The organism is Streptomyces sp. NPDC059788, assembly GCF_042732265.1.
Taxonomy (GTDB): Bacteria; Actinomycetota; Actinomycetes; order Streptomycetales; family Streptomycetaceae; genus Streptomyces.
The window spans coordinates 111427-128573 of sequence record NZ_JBHWHY010000030.1; the positions used below are offsets into that span (position 1 = coordinate 111427).

A 17147-nucleotide genomic window follows, 5' to 3' on the forward strand; every position below is an offset into this window, starting at 1 on the left:
AAGTACGTGTGAATCAGGCCCCGCGAGGCGCCCCACCCCTCCGCCGAACGCTCCCGGCCCTCGGCGCCCTGCCGTCGAACCCCAGCCTCTGACCGGGCCGTTGTCAGTGCCACCGCTCACCATGCCCGTATGACCGTCAGATCCGACTTCGCCCTGGAGCTCCGGCTGAAGCGCACACGCGAAGAGGCGTCCGACCAGGACGTTACGGACGCCGTGGACGCGGCGCTCCACCACATGTCGAGCGGCACCGGCCGCAGCAGAAGGGGTGGCCGCCCCCTCACCGACCTGTTGTCAACTGCCCGCGCCACAGCCGCAGCCAAGGAGGAGTGGCACGTGGTCCGCCTCCTCCAGGACTCCCTGGACTACGCCGAAGGAAGAATCCTCAAGCCGGAGTTCGAGGAGAGGTACCGTCTGTTCCAGGACGGGGCGCGCGATGAAATCACCCGCGACCACCTTTCACGGACGCTTTGGGCCTCCCACGACTTCGTCCGGCGCGTAGGTCGCAAGTTTCTCGTCGAGCACCCGGAAGCCGGCGCCGAGGACCTTCTCGCGCACGTCGAGATGATGGGCCGCGAGGCATGGTGGCTCGACGCGCCGGCGGACCGCCCGGGGCGCTACCGCATCCTGCGCGGGCGTGCCGAGATCGCCCTCTTGATGGAGCGGATCATGCGCGACCGAATAGACGTGGAAGACGCCGAAGAAGCAGCGCACCGGATTGTCACCTCTCCGGAAGCCCTGAGCCTGCTCGCCTCCGATACCGAAGGCCAAGTCCTCCTCCAAGCCCTCCAGCTCCGACGCCGCTCCGCCGGCCTGGTCGGCCTCCGCCGTACCGCCGAGGACCCCACCGCCTCGGAGTGGGACCTCCACCAGGCCCTTCTCGGGCAACACTGGATCTTCGGCGGCCAGTTCGTGGCCGAAGCCGCGCACCGGCGACTCGTACCCGGCGACGAGGTCGACATCCCTCTGATCCGTGGCGACGGAGCCCTGCACATCGTCGAACTCAAGCGCGCCGCCGGGCTGAGCGGCCCTTTGGTGAAACGCCACCGCAACGCATGGGTCCCCACGGCCGAAGTCCACGACGCCGTGGCCCAAGCCGTCAACTACCTGGTCGGACTCGACGAGAATCGCGAACGCATACTGCACGAGTTCTCCATCGAAACCCGCCGCGCAAGCGCCATCGTCCTCATCGGCCACCCCGCAGCCCAGCCCGGCGTCCCCGAAGAAGACATCAACGAAGCCCTGCGAACTCTCAACACCCACCTGAACCGCGTAGAGGTCCTCACCTACAAGGAACTCATAGACAACGCCGAACGCCTCCTGACCACCACCGAACCCCATTAGCCAAGCCCCGGACCCCCGGAATGCCGCAGGGGGAGCGGAAGGGGCGGTCTATTGGCAGCCGTACGTATAGCCACATACACATATAGGTGTGCCCCCGACTGCGTGGTCGGGGGCACACCTATGTCACAGGCGATGGCGCAGAGCCCTGGCCTCGGCCTTGACTCTGGCCTTCAGAAGCCTTGAGAGGCTTTTAGATGTCGAAGTACAGCTCGAACTCGTGCGGGTGCGGGCGGAGCTGGATCGGGGCGATTTCGTTGGTGCGCTTGTAGTCGATCCAGGTTTCGATGAGGTCGGAGGTGAAGACGCCGCCCTGCTGGAGGTACTCGTTGTCCGCTTCCAGGGCGTCGAGGACGGCCGGGAGGGAGGTGGGGACCTGGGGGACGCCCGCGTGCTCCTCGGGGGCGAGTTCGTAGAGGTCCTTGTCGATCGGCTCGGCGGGCTCGATCTTGTTCTTGACGCCGTCGAGGCCCGCGAGGAGGAGGGCGGAGAAGGCGAGGTACGGGTTCGAGGACGGGTCCGGGGCGCGGAACTCGACGCGCTTGGCCTTCGGGTTGGAGCCGGTGATCGGGATGCGCATCGCGGCGGAGCGGTTGCGCTGCGAGTACACCAGGTTGACCGGGGCCTCGAAGCCGGGGACCAGGCGGTGGTAGGAGTTCACCGTCGGGTTGGTGAAGGCGAGCAGCGACGGGGCGTGCTTGAGGATGCCGCCGATGTAGTAGCGGGCGGTGTCCGAGAGGCCCGCGTAGCCCTGCTCGTCGTAGAAGAGGGGCTCGCCGCCGGACCACAGGGACTGGTGGACGTGCATGCCGGAGCCGTTGTCGCCGAAGATCGGCTTGGGCATGAACGTGGCGGTCTTGCCGTTGCGCCAGGCGACGTTCTTCACGATGTACTTGAAGAGCATCAGGTCGTCGGCGGCGGCGAGGAGCGTGTTGAACTTGTAGTTGATCTCCGCCTGGCCGGCGGTGCCGACCTCGTGGTGCTGGCGCTCGACCTTCAGGCCGGCCGCGTCGAGCTCCAGGGAGATCTCGGCGCGCAGGTCGGCGAAGTGGTCGACCGGGGGAGCCGGGAAGTAGCCGCCCTTGTAGCGGACCTTGTAGCCGCGGTTGTTGACCTCGGAGCCGGTGTTCCAGGCGCCGGCCTCGGAGTCGATGTGGTAGAAGGACTGGTTCGCCGACGTCTCGAAGCGGACGTTGTCGAAGACGTAGAACTCGGCCTCCGGGCCGAAGAACGCGGTGTCGGCGATGCCGGTGGAGGCGAGGTAGGCCTCGGCCTTCTTCGCCACGTTGCGCGGGTCACGGCTGTACTGCTCGCCGGTGATCGGGTCGTGGATGAAGAAGTTGACGTTCAGCGTCTTGTCGCGGCGGAACGGGTCCACGCGGGCGGTGGAGAGGTCGGCGCGCAGCGCCATGTCGGACTCGTGGATGGCCTGGAAGCCACGGATCGAGGAGCCGTCGAAGGCGAGCTCCTCGGTCGGGTCGAACGCCTCCGCCGGAACCGTGAAGTGCTGCATCACACCGGGCAGGTCGCAGAACCGGACGTCGACGAACTTGACGTCCTCGTCCGCGATGAACTTCGTGGCCTCATCGGCGTTCTGGAACATCCAACTCCTCCTAGCCCGGTCACCGGCGGTCGGCGGACGCGGGATTGCTACTCGGAGCGCGCCATGTGCGGTGGCGCGCTTGCCCGACCATAGGCAGGCGGGATTTCCCAAGCATGACCCATTTGTTTCGCCGAGGTTAACCGCCGCGCGGCCCTTTTCGGAGGGCGATGTACGGGGAAGGGGGTCGTCGGAATTGATCATTCCGGTGGTGGGGGCGGGGCGCTCACGGCATCGCGCGGGGGCGTGCCTGCGCGGTCGCGGTGGGTGGCGGACCCGCGGCGCGGCGGCTCGGACGCGGCCCGTGGTCGGCCCGGAAGCGCCCTCGCCGCGGCTTCGGCGTGGTCCGCGGCGGCCTTCGGTGGGGCCCCGCGAAGGGGGGAACGTATGCGGTCGCAGTACCGTGGACGGGTGGACAACAGGCAAGCAATCGGATCGTGGATCTCCGGGCCCCGCGCGGCAGCCGAGGACATGGGTGTCGAGTTCGGCTACCGCGGACAGCAGCTCGGGCTGCCCGAGGAGGGGCCGGGCTCGATCGCGCGTCCCGGCCGCCGCTTCGCCGCCCTCTTCATCGACTGGGCGCTGTGCACGCTCGTCGCGTACGGGCTGCTCAGCCACGGCCGGGCCGACTCGACGAGCAACTGGGCGCTGGCCGTCTTCGTGGTGCTCAGCGTGCTGACGGTCGGCACGGTGGGCTTCACGCCGGGCAAGCGGCTGCTGGGCCTGCGGGTCGTCGCCGAGGGCGGCGGACGGCTGCCCCTGCTGCGCGTGGCCCTGCGGACGGTCCTGCTGGCCGTGGTCATCCCGGCGGTGATCTGGGACCGCGACGGCCGCGGCCTCCACGACCGCCTCGCCCGCGCCGTACAGGTTCGTATCTGAGCACGCTGGTTCGTATCTGAGCGTGCGGGGTCGTGTCTGAGCGTGCGGGGTCGTGTCTGAGCGTGCGGGGTCGTATGTAATCGTGCGCGTACGGCCGTACAGTTCCCCCTCCCGAACCCTCAGCCCCCATATCCCCCCCCAGAACCCCGAGGGGCCCAGGACCACAAGGTCCCGGGCCCCTCGGCCGTTCCGGTGATGTATGCCTGCCGCGGGTGCGGCTCAGCGCATCTTGCCGCCGCCGCCCTTCGGCATCCGCATTCCCTTGGGCATGGGGCCCTTCGGGACCGGCATGTTGCTCATCAGGTCGCCGAGCGCGCGCAGGCGGTCGTTGACGGCCGTCACCTGGGCGCCGGCCAGGGTGCGCGGCAGCTTCAGGAGGGTCGTGCGGATCTTCTTGAGCGGGATCTGGCCCTCGCCGTCACCGACCACGAAGTCGTGGACCGGGGCGTCGGCGATGATGCGGGCCATCCGCTTCTTCTCGGCGGCCAGCAGGCCGCGTACGCGGTTCGGGTTGCCCTCGCCCACGAGGACGATGCCCGCCTTGCCGACGGCGCGGTGCACGACGTCCTGCTGGCGGTTCATCGCGACCGCCGGGGTCACCGTCCAGCCGCGGCCCACGTTGTCCAGTACGGCCGCCGCGGCGCCGGGCTGGCCCTCCATCTGTCCGAAGGCGGCCCGCTCGGCACGGCGGCCGAAGATGATCGCCATCGCGAGGAAGGCCAGGACGAAGCCCAGGATGCCCAGGTAGACGGGGTGGCCGATCAGGAAGCCGAGGACGAGGAGAACGCCGAAAACGACGATGCCCACGCCGGCGACGACAAGACCGACCTTGGGGTCGACCCGACGGGTCATCTTGTAGGTCTGGGCGATCTGCTTCAGTCGCCCGGGGTTCGCAGCGCCCTCAGCGCTGTCTGCTTTTGCCTTCCTCGCCATGGGGCGCAGTTTACGTGGCGTTCGGACCCTCGGTCGCCGCGGCCTCCAGTACGTGCTGGGCCTCGCGTCGGTCCTTGGCCCGGCGGCGGTCCTCCAGCACCGATGTCCACGCGTTCCGGCGGGCGGTGCGCTGCCCGCCGCGCATCAGTACGGACTCCACCGCGCGCAGGGCATCGGTGACCGACGGGATGGGGAGAGCGGCGGTGGCGCGAGCGGGCGCGGCCTGCATGGCGGGTTCCCCTTCAGGAGGAAGGATGGATGCTGTGTGTAAAGCCATCGTTACGGATCGGTGTTACCAACTGATGACCCGCCGGTCAAACACCGATGAAACCTTGACGCGGCCCGTACCGCCCCTGCCTGGGGCGGTACGGGCCGCGTCGTTGCAGCGTGTGCCGGGACTCACATTCCGACCCAAGGGTCAGCCGGGTCCCCACCGGTCGGCCGGGGCGCGACCGGGTCAGACGGCCTGGGCCGACTCCTCGACCTGGCGGCGCTCGATCGCCTGCTGGTACAGGCGGCCGGCGCGGTAGGAGGAGCGGACCAGCGGGCCGGACATGACGCCGGCGTAGCCGATCTCCTCGGCCTCCTCCTTGAGCTCCACGAACTCGGCGGGCTTGACCCAGCGCTCGATCGGGTGGTGGCGCACCGACGGGCGCAGGTACTGCGTGATCGTGATCAGCTCGCAGCCCGCGTCGTACAGGTCCTGCAGCGCCTGGCTGATCTCCGCGCGCTCCTCGCCCATGCCCAGGATGAGGTTGGACTTGGTGACCAGGCCGGCCTCGCGGGCCTTGGTGATGACTTCGAGGGAGCGCTCGTAGCGGAAGCCGGGGCGGATGCGCTTGAAGATGCGCGGCACCGTCTCGACGTTGTGCGCGAGCACCTCGGGGCGCGAGGAGAAGACCTCGGCGAGCTGCTCGGGGACCGCGTTGAAGTCGGGGATGAGCAGCTCGACGCCGGTGTCGGGCATCGCGGCGTGGATCTGGCGGACGGTCTCCGCGTACAGCCAGGCGCCGCCGTCGTCCAGGTCGTCGCGCGCGACGCCGGTGATCGTGGCGTACTTCAGCCCCATCGTCTGGACGGATTCGGCCACCCGGCGCGGCTCGTCGCGGTCCAGTTCCTGCGGCTTGCCCGTGTCGATCTGGCAGAAGTCGCAGCGGCGGGTGCACTGGTCACCACCGATGAGGAAGGTCGCCTCGCGGTCCTCCCAGCATTCGTAGATGTTGGGACAGCCTGCCTCCTGGCAGACCGTGTGCAGGCCCTCCTTCTTGACCAGGCCCTGCAGGTGGTTGTACTCGGGGCCCATTTTCGCCCGGGTCTTGATCCACTCGGGCTTGCGCTCGATGGGGGTCTGGCTGTTCCGGACCTCCAGGCGCAGCATCTTGCGTCCGTCGGGTGCGACAGCGGACACGTCCGGCTCCCTACGACTTCGTTTCTTCGGCGTACACCAGGGTACGCCCGTCAATTCGCACGTCTTTACGTGCAGGCCAACCCCGTATGGCAGGGGCGCATTCCTCGCGGTCGGTTTCGGAGGATCGGTGACCGGATGGGCCGGTTCGGGAAAGGACCGGATCACCCGGTGACCGGCCCGGACCGTCCGGTGACCGGCTCAGACCGCCCGGGGGAGCAGCACGGCGTTCTCCAGCACGTCGCGCAGGTGCTTCTCGACGACGGGCAGGACGTCGGCGATGGTGATCTCCCGACCGATCTCGTTGGCGAGGGAGGTCACCCCGGCGTCCCGGATGCCGCAGGGGACGATCTTGTCGAACGAGGTGTTGTCCGGGTTCACGTTGATCGCGAAGCCGTGCATCGTGACGCCCTTGGCGACGCGGATGCCGATCGCGGCCAGCTTGCGGTCCTCGCGGCGCTGGCCGGCGTTGGACGGGGCGTACTCCGGGCCGTTCAGCCGGGGGTCGAACTCCTCGTCGGCCGTACGCGGGTCGAAGTCGAGGGAGAGGCCGCCCAGGGACGGGCGGTCGGCCACCGGGTCGCCCAGCACCCAGACGCCGCTGCGGCCCTCGATCCGGGTGGTCTCGACGCCGAACTCGGTGCAGGTGCGGATGATGGCCTCTTCGAGACGCCGTACGTGGGCGACGACGTCGACCGGGCGCGGGAGCTTCTGGATCGGGTAGCCGACCAGCTGGCCGGGGCCGTGCCAGGTGATCTTGCCGCCGCGGTCGACGTCGATGACCGGGGTGCCGTCCAGGGGGCGCTCGCTGTCGTCCGTACGCCGGCCCGCCGTGTAGACGGGCGGGTGCTCCAGCAGCAGACACGTGTCCGGCACCTCGTCGGCGAACCGGGCGGCGTGGACCCTGCGCTGCTCCTGCCACGCCTCCTCGTACTCGACGGCGTCGGCGCCGAAGCCCAGCTGGACAAAGCGCAGCCCCTCGGGTGTGGGGGTGTCCCCCCGAGAGATCGCAGTCACGGCAGCTCCTCTTCGAACTTTGTTGCGTCCTTCGCGCCCACGCCAACTGTACGGCGGGGGCGGACGGCGCCCGCAGGCGCCCGGGGCGGGTGCCCGGCGCGCGGGCGCGCGGAAGCGCTCCGGGAGCCCCCGTGGCGCTCCGGGGTGCCGCCCCTGCGGGGACGGGCCGCGGGCCGCTCTCCGAGGCGTGGAGGACAGTACGAGCCCTGCTCACACGATCGGATGAACGCGTGGCGAAGGCGGCGAGAAAGCCGCTCGCGGCCGTTACATTCACGCCGTTCCACGAGGGCAGGGAGCAGCGCCGGACAGGGTCAGCCGAACCCGGGCCGCTCGGCCCGGAAGGCAGGAGACCGGTAAAGCTGATGACGGAACGACCCCCACAGCGCACGCCCAACCGACAGCTCGCCGCGCTCATCGCGGAGGCGGGATTCTCCAACGCCGGGCTGGCCCGCCGGGTCGACCAGCTCGGCCTGGAGCACGGGCTCGACCTTCGGTACGACAAGACGTCGGTGACGCGCTGGCTGCGCGGTCAGCAGCCCAGAGGCACCACGCCCGCCCTGATCGCCGAGGTCTTCACGCGCAGACTGGGGCGCCGCCTGTCGGCCCAGGACCTCGGCCTGGACGCCTGCGCGCCGGTGTACGCCGGGCTGGAGTTCGCGTCCACGCCGAGCGAGGCGGTGGACATCGTCAGCGGTCTGTGGCGCAAGGACTCCGGCAGCCACGCGGAGCTGCGCAAGATCGCCTTCACCCCGGCCGGACTGGTGGTGCCCAGCCGCGACTGGCTGATCGGGCGCGCCGACGAGCGGGTCGCGCACGGCGACGCGGTGGAGCCCGCCGGGCGGCTGCCCGCGCCGGGGCGGATGCAGGTGTCGGTGCCCCGGCAGCGGCAGCTGGACCGTCCCGGGGGCGACCGCTCCGGACACGACCGTTCCGGCCATCCCGAACGGGCGGAGCGCGCGGGGGCCACCGGGCGCACGGATCGCCCCGAGCGCCCCGAGCGCTCCGACCGGGCGCACGCCTACCGGGTGTCCGCCGGTGACATCAAGGCGCTCCGGTCGGTCGGCGAGCTGTTCCGGGCGCTGGACCACGCGTACGGCGGCGGGCACGCGCGCCAGGCCCTGGTGCGCTACCTGGAGCACGAGGTCGAGCCGATGCTCCGCGGCACGTACGGCGAGGCGGCCGGACGGCGGCTGTTCGCGGCCGCCGCGGACCTGACGCGGCTGGCCGGCTGGACGTCGTACGACATCGCCGCGCACGGCCTCGCGCAGCGCTACTTCGTCCAGGCGCTGCGGCTGGCGCAGGCGGCCGGGGACCGCGCGTACGGCGCGTACGTCCTGGTGACCATGAGCCGGCAGGCCGTCTACCTGGGGCACGGCCGGGAGGCCGTCCAGCTGGCGCGGGTGGCCCAGCAGGGGGTCGGCAGCAACGCGCCGCCCATCGTGCAGGCACTTTTGCACTCGGCGGAGGCGCGCGGGCACGGCGTACTGACCGAGGTACGGGCGTGCACGGCATCGCTCGCGCGGGCGGAACGGGCGCTGGAGACGGCGCGCCCCGGGGACGACACGCCCTACTGGGCGCGCTTCTTCGACGAGGCGCAGCTGGCCGACGAACTGGCGCACTGCCACCGCGACCTCCAGCAGTTCCGGGCGGCGGCGCAGCACGCCGAGCGCTCGCTCCAGCTGCGGGGCGCCGGGTTTGCGCGCAGCCGTCTGTTCTGCCGGGTGGTGCTGGCGACGGCGCGGCTGGGGCTGGGCGAGCTGGAGCAGGCGTGCGCGCTGGGCGCGGAGGCGGCGCTCCAGGCGTCCGAGATGCGGTCCGTACGGGCGCACGAGTACGTCCGGGAGTTCGAGCGCCGGCTGGAGCCGTACCGGGACGCGGCGGCGGTACGGGGCTACCGGGACCGGGTGTCGGCCATGAAGGGCTGACGGGCGGGAGCCGGACGGGGGCGGGGCCGGTGGGGCGGGGCGCGGATCAGCGGCCCGCCCCTTCGATGCGGTGGGCTCTTGGCGAGCCGGTGCCCTGGATGCGCCGGGGTCTTGGTCGAGCCCGCCCCTTCGACGTGCCGGGCCCTGTGGCTGTGTGTGGCCCGGCCGGTCGGTGGGGCGCCGGGGTCAGGCCGCCGCGGAGAGTTCGCAGGGCTCGTGGAACGGGGGCAGGCGGAGGTCGTCGAGCGCGGCGCGGGCGGCCCGGCGGCCGGAGCGCAGGGCGCCCTGGACGGTGCCGGTGTCCCGGTGGTCGCCGCACACGTACAGCCCGGCCAGCAGCCGGACGGAGCGCTCCGGATCGTGCGGTACGGGCATGGCCGGGACCGCTTCCGCGTCGTGGTGGGCGGCCAGCAGCTGCCAGGCGTCGGTGGACGTGCCGTAGATCCGGTCGAGTTGGGGGCGGACCGTCTTGTCCAGGGCCCGGGCGGGCAGTGTCGCCGGGGCGCCCAGCACGGTCGTGGTGACCAGGGCGCGGCCCGCCGGGGCGCGGGAGGGGTCGGTCTCGCTGGCGACGTAGGTGTGCGCGACCGGGCCCTCGGCGGGCAGGAAGAACGTCCGTTCGCGGACCGGGGGACTGTCAGTGGTGTGGTGCACGATGGTCATCGGGTGGAAGTCGGGGACCCGCAGCCCCGGCAGCAGCCCTGCCGCATCGCGCGCCCCGGTGGCCACGAGCACGCCGCGGCAGGGGAATTGCCCGTGGTCGGCGGTGGTGACGCTGGTGGTCGAGACGGAGACGGCGCGTACGGAGGTGCGCACGGTGCCGGGGGGAAGGGAGGCGGCGAGGAGTTCGGGCAGGACCGAGGCCCCGCCGGCGGGCAGACACAGCCGGCCGCGGGCGAAGGAGCGCAGGGCCTGGGCGGCGCCGCGGCTGGAGCCGCTGAGTCCGGGGTCGCACGAGAGGGCGGACAGGAGGGGGCGCAGAAAGCCGTCGGGGATGTACGGCGGGAAGACCGGGCGGGCGGCCAGTGCCTGGGCGGCGGTGCGGTCGGCGCGACGCTCGGAGCGCGAAAGGGCGCGCGCGGCCGAAAGTGCGCCCCTCGTGCTCCGGGGGGCACCGACGCGCTGTGCCCGGCGGCCGTTGTGGAGACAGAGCCCGGGGGAGAAGTGACGCAGGATCAGGCCGCTGAGGCCGGGGGTGGTGCGTAGTTCGGGGTACGAGGTGACGAGTAGTTGGCCGGTGCGGTCCAGCCGGAAGCCGTCCAGGTGATCGGTGGTGGTCCGGCCGCCGGTGCGCGGGGCGGCCTCCAGCACGGTGACCGTGGCTCCCGCGCTGGTCAGATGGTGGGCGGCGGCGAGACCGGCGAGGCCGGCCCCGACGATGACGACGTCCACGGTCGATACGGTGCGCAGCACGTGCCCTCCCGAGGTCGGTCCCGGTGCCGGCGCTAGGGGGCTCCTGCCCCGTACCGGCGCGCGGGATGCCGAGTTCGTGAGGTTGGAACCCTAAGAAGCCGGGCGGTGGGGGCGCGATCGCGCGTAGACCGCGCACGGGTGCACGGTGCGGCACGGAGTGCCGTGAGTGGGGGCGCGCGTTGCTGGGTGCGGCGCCGCGGTTGCCCAGGGGGTGGGTGGGGCGGCACCGAGTGCGGGGCCGCCTTCGGCGGCGGGGAGTTTGGTGGGGCGGGGCCCGTTGCTGGTGTGGGGCCGGGGCCGGGGGCTGCGGGGCGGGTTCCTGGACTGCTTCGCTTTACGTCCTGGAACCCACCCCTCCGCCCCCGGCCCCTCCGTCTCGTGGCGGGCCGCGCCCCGGTGGGGGGAGAGGGGTCAGGACGTGAGCGCTGCCCGGATGGCCTCGTCCACCTTCGGGTGGGTGAACGTGAAGCCGGTGTCCAGGAGGCGCTGGGGGATGACGCGTTGGCTGGCCAGGACGTTGTCGGCGAATTCGCCGAGGGCGAGCCGCAGGGCGGGGGTCGGGACGGTGAAGGGGGTGGGGCGGTGCAGGACCCGGCCCATCGCCGCCGTGACCTCCCGGTTCGTGACCGGCTCGGGCGCGGTGAGGTTGACCGGGCCGCTCAGGCCGTCGGTGTCGACGAGGTGCCGGAGGGCGGCGATGTGGTCGTGCAGGGAGATGAAGCTCCAGTACTGGCCGCCGTTGCCGAGCCGGCCGCCCAGGCCCAGCTTGAACAGCGGGAACAGCCGGCCCCAGGCGCCGCCCCGGCGGCCCACGACCAGCCCGGTGCGGGCGAAGACCGTACGGATGCCGGCTTCGGCGGCCGGGGCGGCGGCCTCCTCCCAGTCGACGCAGACGCGGGCCAGGAAGCCGTCGCCGTGCGGTGCCGACTCGTCCGTCCGCCGGTCGCCGGTGTCGCCGTAGTAGCCGATCGCGCTGCCGCACACGAAGACCCGGGGCGGGGTGTCCAGGGAGGCGATGGCCTCGGCGAGCGCCGCCGTGCCGAGGACGCGGCTGTCCCTGATCTCGCGCTTGTACGCGGCGGTCCAGCGGTGGTCGCCGACGCCCGCGCCCGCGAGGTGTACGACGGCGTCGCAGCCCGCGAGCCCGGCGGCGTCCACCGTCTGGCGCCGGGGGTCCCAGCGCACCTCGTCGGCGGCGCGCGGTTCGCGCCGGACGAGGCGGACGATGTCCACACGCTTTCCGGTGTCCCGCCCCTTTCCGGCGTCCGGGCCCTTTCCGGTGTCCGACGGGCGGGAGCCGCTCCCCTCGCGCAGGGAGCGGATGAGTGCCGTGCCGATGAGACCGGCCGAGCCGGTGATCGCGATCCGCATGGCAGCCATACTGCCTCGCCGGGGCGCACACATGGCACAGTGGCACGCATGTCCGAATCGTTCGTCCGTGCCGCCGTCTTCGCCGACGAGGAGCAGCTCGCGGTCCTGGACCGCCGTACGTGGTCGACGCTGCACGCCGTGACGCCCCGGCCGCGGCCGCCGTACGACCGGTTCTTCGACAACCGGCACCGGCCCGAGGACATGCTCGTGGCGGAGATCGCGGGACAGCTGGCCGGCTACGTCCGGCTGGTGCCGCCGACGGCGCTGCCCTGCAACGCCCACGTACGGCAGATCCAGGGCCTGGCCGTCGACACCTGGGCGCGCGGCCGGGGCGTCGCCCGCACGCTGCTGGACGCGGCCTGCGCGCAGGCGATGGACGAGGGCGCGCGCCGCGTCACCCTGCGGGTCCTCGGGCACAACACCCCGGCGCGCAGGCTCTACGAGTCGGCGGGCTTCAGGGTGGAGGGCGTACTGCCCGAGGAATTCCTGCTGGAGGGCGAGTACGTCGACGACGTGATGATGGGCAAGGCGCTGCCCGGCTCCCGGACGTGAGAGCCGGCTGCCGAAGGTTCCCGAAGGCGAGAGCCATCCTCCGTCCGGTGCGCCGCTAAGCGCGGAACGCCTTCCCGAGTGCTTCACCGAACTCGGCGGAGTGCGTGGTCGTACCGGTGTGCCCGCCGGGAAAGTGCAGGAGTTCCGCGCCGGTCCGCTCGGCCAGGGAAGCGGCCGTACGGTAGGGCAGCTCGCCGCGCGAGTCCTGGCCGCAGGCGAGTACGAGCCGGTCCGACAGGGTCTGCAGCCGGTGGAGGTCCGGTGCGTAGGTCATGAAGTCGGGGACGACGCGCTCGACGAAGTACGGCAGATTGGCCATCGTCTGCTCGGCCCGCGCCGCCGCCTGCGGCGGCAGCCGCAGCTCGGGCTCCGGCGCGGATTCCGCCTCCGCCTCCGGCCCGGTGGCCGCGCCGTGCTTCTTCAGGCCCGCGGCGAACACGGCCATCGCCGGCATGAGCCCCTCCGTACGGAACGTCTCCCGCACGCGCGCGACGAACGCGCGCTGCTCGGCGGCGTCCGGCAGGACCCCCACCACCGGCGGCTCGTGTGCCACGAGGCGTTCGACGCGTCCGGGGTGGGTGGTGAGCAGGTGCAGCGCGGTGATCGCGCCCGAGCTGATGCCGAGCACCCGGGCGGGCTCGCCGGGCGACAGCAGCTCCAGCATCCGGTACGCGTCGTCGGCGTGCTCGGCCACGTGCTGTTCGGCCTCGGGGTCGTCCAGCGTGCTGCGCGACATGCCGCGCGGGTCGTACGAGGCGACGGTGTACTCGGCCGCCAGGCCGTCGGCGATGCCGGCCAGGGAGGCCGCGCCGCCCGCTCCGCCGGGTATCAGCAGCAGGAGCGGGCCCCGGCCGCGCACTTCGTAGTGCAGGGTCGCGCCGTTCACGCGCAGGCTGCCGGTGGTGGGGCCGGTCATGTGGGGTCTCCTTCTCGGGACGTGGGCCAGTGCTCCAGGACGACGTGCAGGGCGTCGAGGGCGCGGAGCCACGAGTGCTGCGGGGAACGCTGGTGCGCGAACCCGCCGGTGGCTTCCAGGGCGACGAAGCCGTGGAACGTGCTGCGCAGCAGCCGGACCGCGTCGGTCAGGTCCGGTTCGGCCAGGCCGTAGCCGCGCAGCATGCCGTAGGTCAGCTCGACCGCGCGCCGCGGGCCGGGGGCGTTGGCGGCCAGCTCGGGGTCGATGTGCAGCGGGAGCTGCGTGGCCGTGTAGCGGCCGGGGTGCGCGTGCGCGTACTCCCGCCAGGCGTTGGCGTACGCGATCAGCGCATCCCTGCCCGCGAGGCCGGCGGTCGCCTCGGCGATGCGGATGGTCTTCTCGTCCGCCGCCAGCAGGGCGATCCGCCCACGCAGGTCGTCCAGGCCGCGGACGTGCGTGTACAGGCTCGCGTCCTTGACGCCGAGCCGCCGCGCCACCTGCGACATGGTCACCTGGTCGAGCCCGGCCTCGTCCGCCAGTTCGGCGCCCGCGACCGTCACCCGCTCCGTCGTCAGTCCGGCTCGCGCCATGAGCCCTCCCTGTCGTCGTTCTAGGCTAGCCACTCTAGGTATTTCCTAAGAGTCCTAGGTATAACTTAGGGCCTCTAGGGACAGCAAGTGATTTCGGCTCCCGTGCGCCCCGTGCGCCCCGTGCGCCCTGTGCGCCCCGTGCGCCCCGTGCGCCCGTACGTTCCGTACGCCCGCGTGCACCGGTACGAAAGGCGCACATCAGTACGGAAAGAGCGCCGCGTCCCGCCGGAGAGGCGGCGCGCGGCGCTCGGGGTTCTCGTCGTGGGGAAGGCGTCAGGTGCCGAAGCGGTCCCACAGCCGGGGGAATCGTTCCGCCAGGGCGCGGTCGTCGTCGAGGTCGATATACGTGCCCAGCGGTTCGGCGGGCTGGGCCGGGAGCCCGAGGTCCGGCATCTCGGCTCCGGTGAGCTGTTCGTACGCCTCGTCCGCCGCGTAGCCGAGTTCCTCCGCGTCGCCGTCCACCTCGTCGTCGAAGGCGTCGAGCAGTTCGGCGAGGTGGTCCGGATCGTGCAGCGCGCCCTCGAAGACCTCCCGGCCCTGGCCGATCAGCCAGCTGCGGAAACAGTCGAAGGCGTCGTCGCTCGCGCCGCCCAGCAGGATGCCGGCCGCGGCCCACAGGTCCCAGGTGTAGGCGCGGTTGTCCCGGGACTCGAAGTGCCGGGCGAAGTCCACCACCGAGTCGGGATCGAGCGCCACCAGTCGTTCGACGAGCGCGTCCGACTGCTCCTCCGGGTCGCCCTCGGCGGCCTCGCGGGAGCTGTCGATCAGCTGCCAGAACTCCGTCTCGTCCATCACGGGTACAGCATCGTTCCTGCCGGACGGCGCCGCACGCGGAGTGCCGCAGATGCGACGGTGTCGTTATCCGCGCACGTCCGCCGGGAAAAGTCCGGACCGGGCGCCGGGAAAAGCGGACACAAGGTGTCGGGTTTCGGCGCGAGGCTCGGGTCATGCGAGTAGGAGAGGAAACCACCATGGCAGGGACCACCACCACACCGGCACCGCTCGCCGGGAAGATCGCGCTGGTCGCCGGCGCCACGCGGGGCGCGGGCCGGGCGATGGCGGTGGAGCTGGGCCGCGCCGGTGCCACGGTCTACGTCACCGGCCGTACGACCAGGGAGCACACCAGCGAGGTCGGCCGGGCCACGGAGACGATCGAGGAGACCGCCGAGCTGGTGACGGCGGCAGGCCGGGCCGCCCGGAGCGCCTCGGCCGATGAGCGACGCACGCCCGGTACCGGCCCCGGCACCACCCCGGGAACCGACACCGGTACCGGCTCCGGCACCACCCCGGCAACCGGCCCCGACAGCGGCATCGGCACCGGCATCGCCGTACCGACGGACCACCTGGACCCGGCGGCGGTACGGGCGCTGACCGAGCGCATCGACCGTGAGCAGGGGCGGCTGGACATCCTCGTCAACGACCTGTGGGGCGGCGACGTGCATGTCGAGTGGGGCAAGAAGATGTGGGAGCACGACCTGGAGAAGGGGCTGCGGGTCCTGCGGCTGGGGGTGGAGAGCCACATCATCACCAGCAGCTGCGCGTTGCCGCTGCTGGTCCGCCGGCCCGGTGGACTGGTGGTGGAGGTGACGGACGGCACGGAGGAGTTCAACCGCCGCTACCGGGAGCCCTTCTACTACGACCTGGCCAAGAGCGGGCCGATCAGGATGGCGAAGGGCCTCGCCCAGGAGCTGCCGGAGTACGGGTGCACGGCGCTGTGCCTGACCCCGGGGTGGCTGCGGTCGGAGGCCATGCTCGACACGCACTTCAAGGTCAGTGAGGAGAACTGGCGGGCGGGCTGCGAGCAGAATCCGCACTTCGCGATCTCCGAGACGCCGGTGTTCGTGGGGCGGGCGCTGGCGGCGCTGGCCGGCGACCCGGACGTGGCCCGGTTCAACGGGCAGGCGCTCTCCAGCGGCGGCCTGGCGAAGGTGTACGGCTTCACGGACGTGGACGGGTCGGCGCCGGACGCCTGGCGCTACATCACCGAGATCGAGCAGGAGGGGAAGCCGGCGGACACGACCGGATACCGGTAGGCGATACGGCCACCGGGGCCCGGCGGACAGTGCCGCGGCGACCGCCAGGGCCCGGCGGCCGGCGCACCGCTACCGCTCCGCCTCCCGGTACAGCCCGTACATCCGGGCCGCCGCCTCGGCGAAACGCTCCCGCAGTGCGGCCGGCGCCAGCACCTCCGCCTCCGGGCCCAGGCCGAGCAGCTGGCCGAAGGCGACGTCCAGGGACTCGACGGGCAGGGTGACGGTGATCCGGCCCTGCCCGTCGGGTCCGCCGGCCCGCTCCACCGCCTCCTCGGCGGCGGCGCGGTCGGTCACGTGCCGCAGCTGCCGGGCGCCCGCGGGTGTCAGCCGTACGACCACCTCGTCCCGCAGGAGCGAGCGGGCGAACTGGGCGGCGCGCTCCGCCCAGAAGGCGGGCAGGTCGAAGTCCGGGCTGCGGGCGAAGCGTTCGCCGAGCGGGGTGACGGAGGTGAAGCGGTCGATGCGGTACACCCGTACGTCCGCGCCGGCCCGTGCCGCCAGGTACCAGACGCCCGCCTTGAGGACCAGGCCGTACGGCTCCAACTCCCGTTCGACCTCGGTGTCCTTGCGGCGGTAGCGGGCGGTGACGCGCCGGTCGTCCCAGACGGCGTCCGCGACGGCGGGCAGCAGGTCCGGGGTGGCCGGTTCGCGGTACCAGGCGGGCGCGTCGAGGTGGAAGCGCTGGGCGGCGCCGTCCGCGGCGTCCCGCAGTTCGGGCAGCAGGGCCGCGGACACCTTCAGACGGGCGGCGGAGGCGGCGTCCGCGAGGCCCATGTCGCGCAGCGCGGCGGGCACGCCGGACAGGAAGAGGGCCTCCGCCTCGCTGCGGCCCAGGCCGGTCAGCCGGGTGCGGTAGCCGCCGATGAGGCGGTAGCCGCCGGCCCGGCCGCGGTCCGCGTAGACGGGCACCCCGGCCTCGGACAGGGAGAGCACGTCACGGGCGACGGTGCGTTCCGAGACCTCCAGCTCCCGCGCCAGTTCGGCGGCGGTCATCGACGGGCGGGACTGGAGCAGCAGCACCATTCTGATCAGCCGGGCAGCGCGCATGGCTGCATCATGCCGTGCGGGGCCGCCCCGCGGCGGATCGTTTCCCCGCACGCACGGGCACCCCCGACACCACTCAGCGGGACGTGGAGAGGGCCCTCAGGAACGCGGGTGACTCCAGCGAGATTCCC

Annotated in this window: 16 protein-coding genes; 5 read left to right on the forward strand and 11 right to left on the reverse strand. The window is 72.2% G+C overall.

The genetic code is table 11. The annotated features are described in order from the left end of the window. Positions 1 to 129 precede the first annotated feature (129 nt). Entirely contained in the window at positions 130 to 1341 is a 1212-nt protein-coding gene (locus ACFV57_RS25645) for a Shedu anti-phage system protein SduA domain-containing protein (RefSeq protein WP_385236764.1), read from the forward strand. Positions 1342 to 1531: 190 nt separating this feature from the next. Here ACFV57_RS25645 and glnA read toward each other — a convergent pair whose 3' ends face one another. After that, positions 1532 to 2941, reverse strand: coding sequence for a type I glutamate--ammonia ligase (gene glnA, locus ACFV57_RS25650; protein ID WP_385236767.1), 1410 nt, complete (start codon positions 2939 to 2941; stop codon positions 1532 to 1534). 408 nt (positions 2942 to 3349) lie between these two features. Between glnA and ACFV57_RS25655 the strand changes: the two genes are divergently transcribed. Beyond that, complete coding sequence (locus tag ACFV57_RS25655; RefSeq protein WP_385236770.1) at positions 3350 to 3817, forward strand: RDD family protein; 468 nt, start codon at positions 3350 to 3352, stop codon at positions 3815 to 3817. 219 nt (positions 3818 to 4036) lie between these two features. Here ACFV57_RS25655 and ACFV57_RS25660 read toward each other — a convergent pair whose 3' ends face one another. The 4 genes from ACFV57_RS25660 to lipB form a co-directional block, all read right to left on the reverse strand. After that, the gene (locus ACFV57_RS25660; protein ID WP_385236774.1) at positions 4037 to 4750 is read right to left on the reverse strand and encodes a DUF4191 domain-containing protein; all 714 of its coding nucleotides are present in this window, start codon (positions 4748 to 4750) and stop codon (positions 4037 to 4039) included. Positions 4751 to 4760: 10 nt separating this feature from the next. Then, positions 4761 to 4979, reverse strand: coding sequence for a hypothetical protein (locus ACFV57_RS25665; protein ID WP_385236777.1), 219 nt, complete (start codon positions 4977 to 4979; stop codon positions 4761 to 4763). Positions 4980 to 5207: 228 nt separating this feature from the next. Continuing rightward, the gene (gene lipA / locus ACFV57_RS25670; protein WP_385236780.1) at positions 5208 to 6158 is read right to left on the reverse strand and encodes a lipoyl synthase; all 951 of its coding nucleotides are present in this window, start codon (positions 6156 to 6158) and stop codon (positions 5208 to 5210) included. Positions 6159 to 6356: 198 nt separating this feature from the next. Continuing rightward, the gene (lipB, locus tag ACFV57_RS25675; protein ID WP_385236783.1) at positions 6357 to 7172 is read right to left on the reverse strand and encodes a lipoyl(octanoyl) transferase LipB; all 816 of its coding nucleotides are present in this window, start codon (positions 7170 to 7172) and stop codon (positions 6357 to 6359) included. 362 nt (positions 7173 to 7534) lie between these two features. Here lipB and ACFV57_RS25680 point away from each other — a divergent pair, with 362 nt between their 5' ends. After that, complete coding sequence (locus ACFV57_RS25680; protein WP_385236786.1) at positions 7535 to 9097, forward strand: regulator; 1563 nt, start codon at positions 7535 to 7537, stop codon at positions 9095 to 9097. Positions 9098 to 9283: 186 nt separating this feature from the next. On the opposite strand, the gene ACFV57_RS25685 is transcribed toward ACFV57_RS25680, so the two are convergent. Together ACFV57_RS25685 and ACFV57_RS25690 are read right to left on the reverse strand one after the other, a co-directional pair. Beyond that, entirely contained in the window at positions 9284 to 10510 is a 1227-nt protein-coding gene (locus tag ACFV57_RS25685) for an FAD-dependent oxidoreductase (RefSeq protein ID WP_385236790.1), read from the reverse strand. Positions 10511 to 10921: 411 nt separating this feature from the next. Then, the gene (locus ACFV57_RS25690) at positions 10922 to 11881 is read right to left on the reverse strand and encodes a TIGR01777 family oxidoreductase (RefSeq protein ID WP_385236793.1); all 960 of its coding nucleotides are present in this window, start codon (positions 11879 to 11881) and stop codon (positions 10922 to 10924) included. 48 nt (positions 11882 to 11929) lie between these two features. Here ACFV57_RS25690 and ACFV57_RS25695 point away from each other — a divergent pair, with 48 nt between their 5' ends. Further along, on the forward strand, positions 11930 to 12433 hold the full coding sequence (locus ACFV57_RS25695) for a GNAT family N-acetyltransferase (protein WP_385236796.1): 504 nt from the start codon (positions 11930 to 11932) through the stop codon (positions 12431 to 12433). A gap of 55 nt (positions 12434 to 12488) precedes the next feature. Here ACFV57_RS25695 and ACFV57_RS25700 read toward each other — a convergent pair whose 3' ends face one another. The 3 genes from ACFV57_RS25700 to ACFV57_RS25710 all read right to left on the reverse strand — a co-directional run bounded on the left by ACFV57_RS25700 (position 12489) and on the right by ACFV57_RS25710 (position 14731). Next, positions 12489 to 13349, reverse strand: coding sequence for an alpha/beta hydrolase (locus ACFV57_RS25700; RefSeq protein WP_385236799.1), 861 nt, complete (start codon positions 13347 to 13349; stop codon positions 12489 to 12491). Continuing rightward, the gene (locus ACFV57_RS25705) at positions 13346 to 13939 is read right to left on the reverse strand and encodes a TetR/AcrR family transcriptional regulator (RefSeq protein WP_385236801.1); all 594 of its coding nucleotides are present in this window, start codon (positions 13937 to 13939) and stop codon (positions 13346 to 13348) included. Before ACFV57_RS25705 ends, ACFV57_RS25700 begins: the two co-directional genes overlap by 4 nt. Positions 13940 to 14212: 273 nt before the next feature. After that, positions 14213 to 14731, reverse strand: coding sequence for a DUF4240 domain-containing protein (locus tag ACFV57_RS25710; RefSeq protein WP_385236827.1), 519 nt, complete (start codon positions 14729 to 14731; stop codon positions 14213 to 14215). Positions 14732 to 14910: 179 nt separating this feature from the next. On the opposite strand from ACFV57_RS25710, the gene ACFV57_RS25715 reads away from it, so the two are divergent. Then, a complete protein-coding gene (locus ACFV57_RS25715; RefSeq protein ID WP_385236804.1) occupies positions 14911 to 15972 on the forward strand; it encodes an SDR family oxidoreductase in 1062 nt (353 codons plus the stop codon). A 69-nt stretch (positions 15973 to 16041) separates the two neighbouring features. Here the strand turns inward: ACFV57_RS25715 and ACFV57_RS25720 are convergent, their stop codons facing one another. Then, on the reverse strand, positions 16042 to 17019 hold the full coding sequence (locus ACFV57_RS25720) for a helix-turn-helix transcriptional regulator (RefSeq protein WP_385236807.1): 978 nt from the start codon (positions 17017 to 17019) through the stop codon (positions 16042 to 16044). Positions 17020 to 17147: the final 128 nt, after the last annotated feature.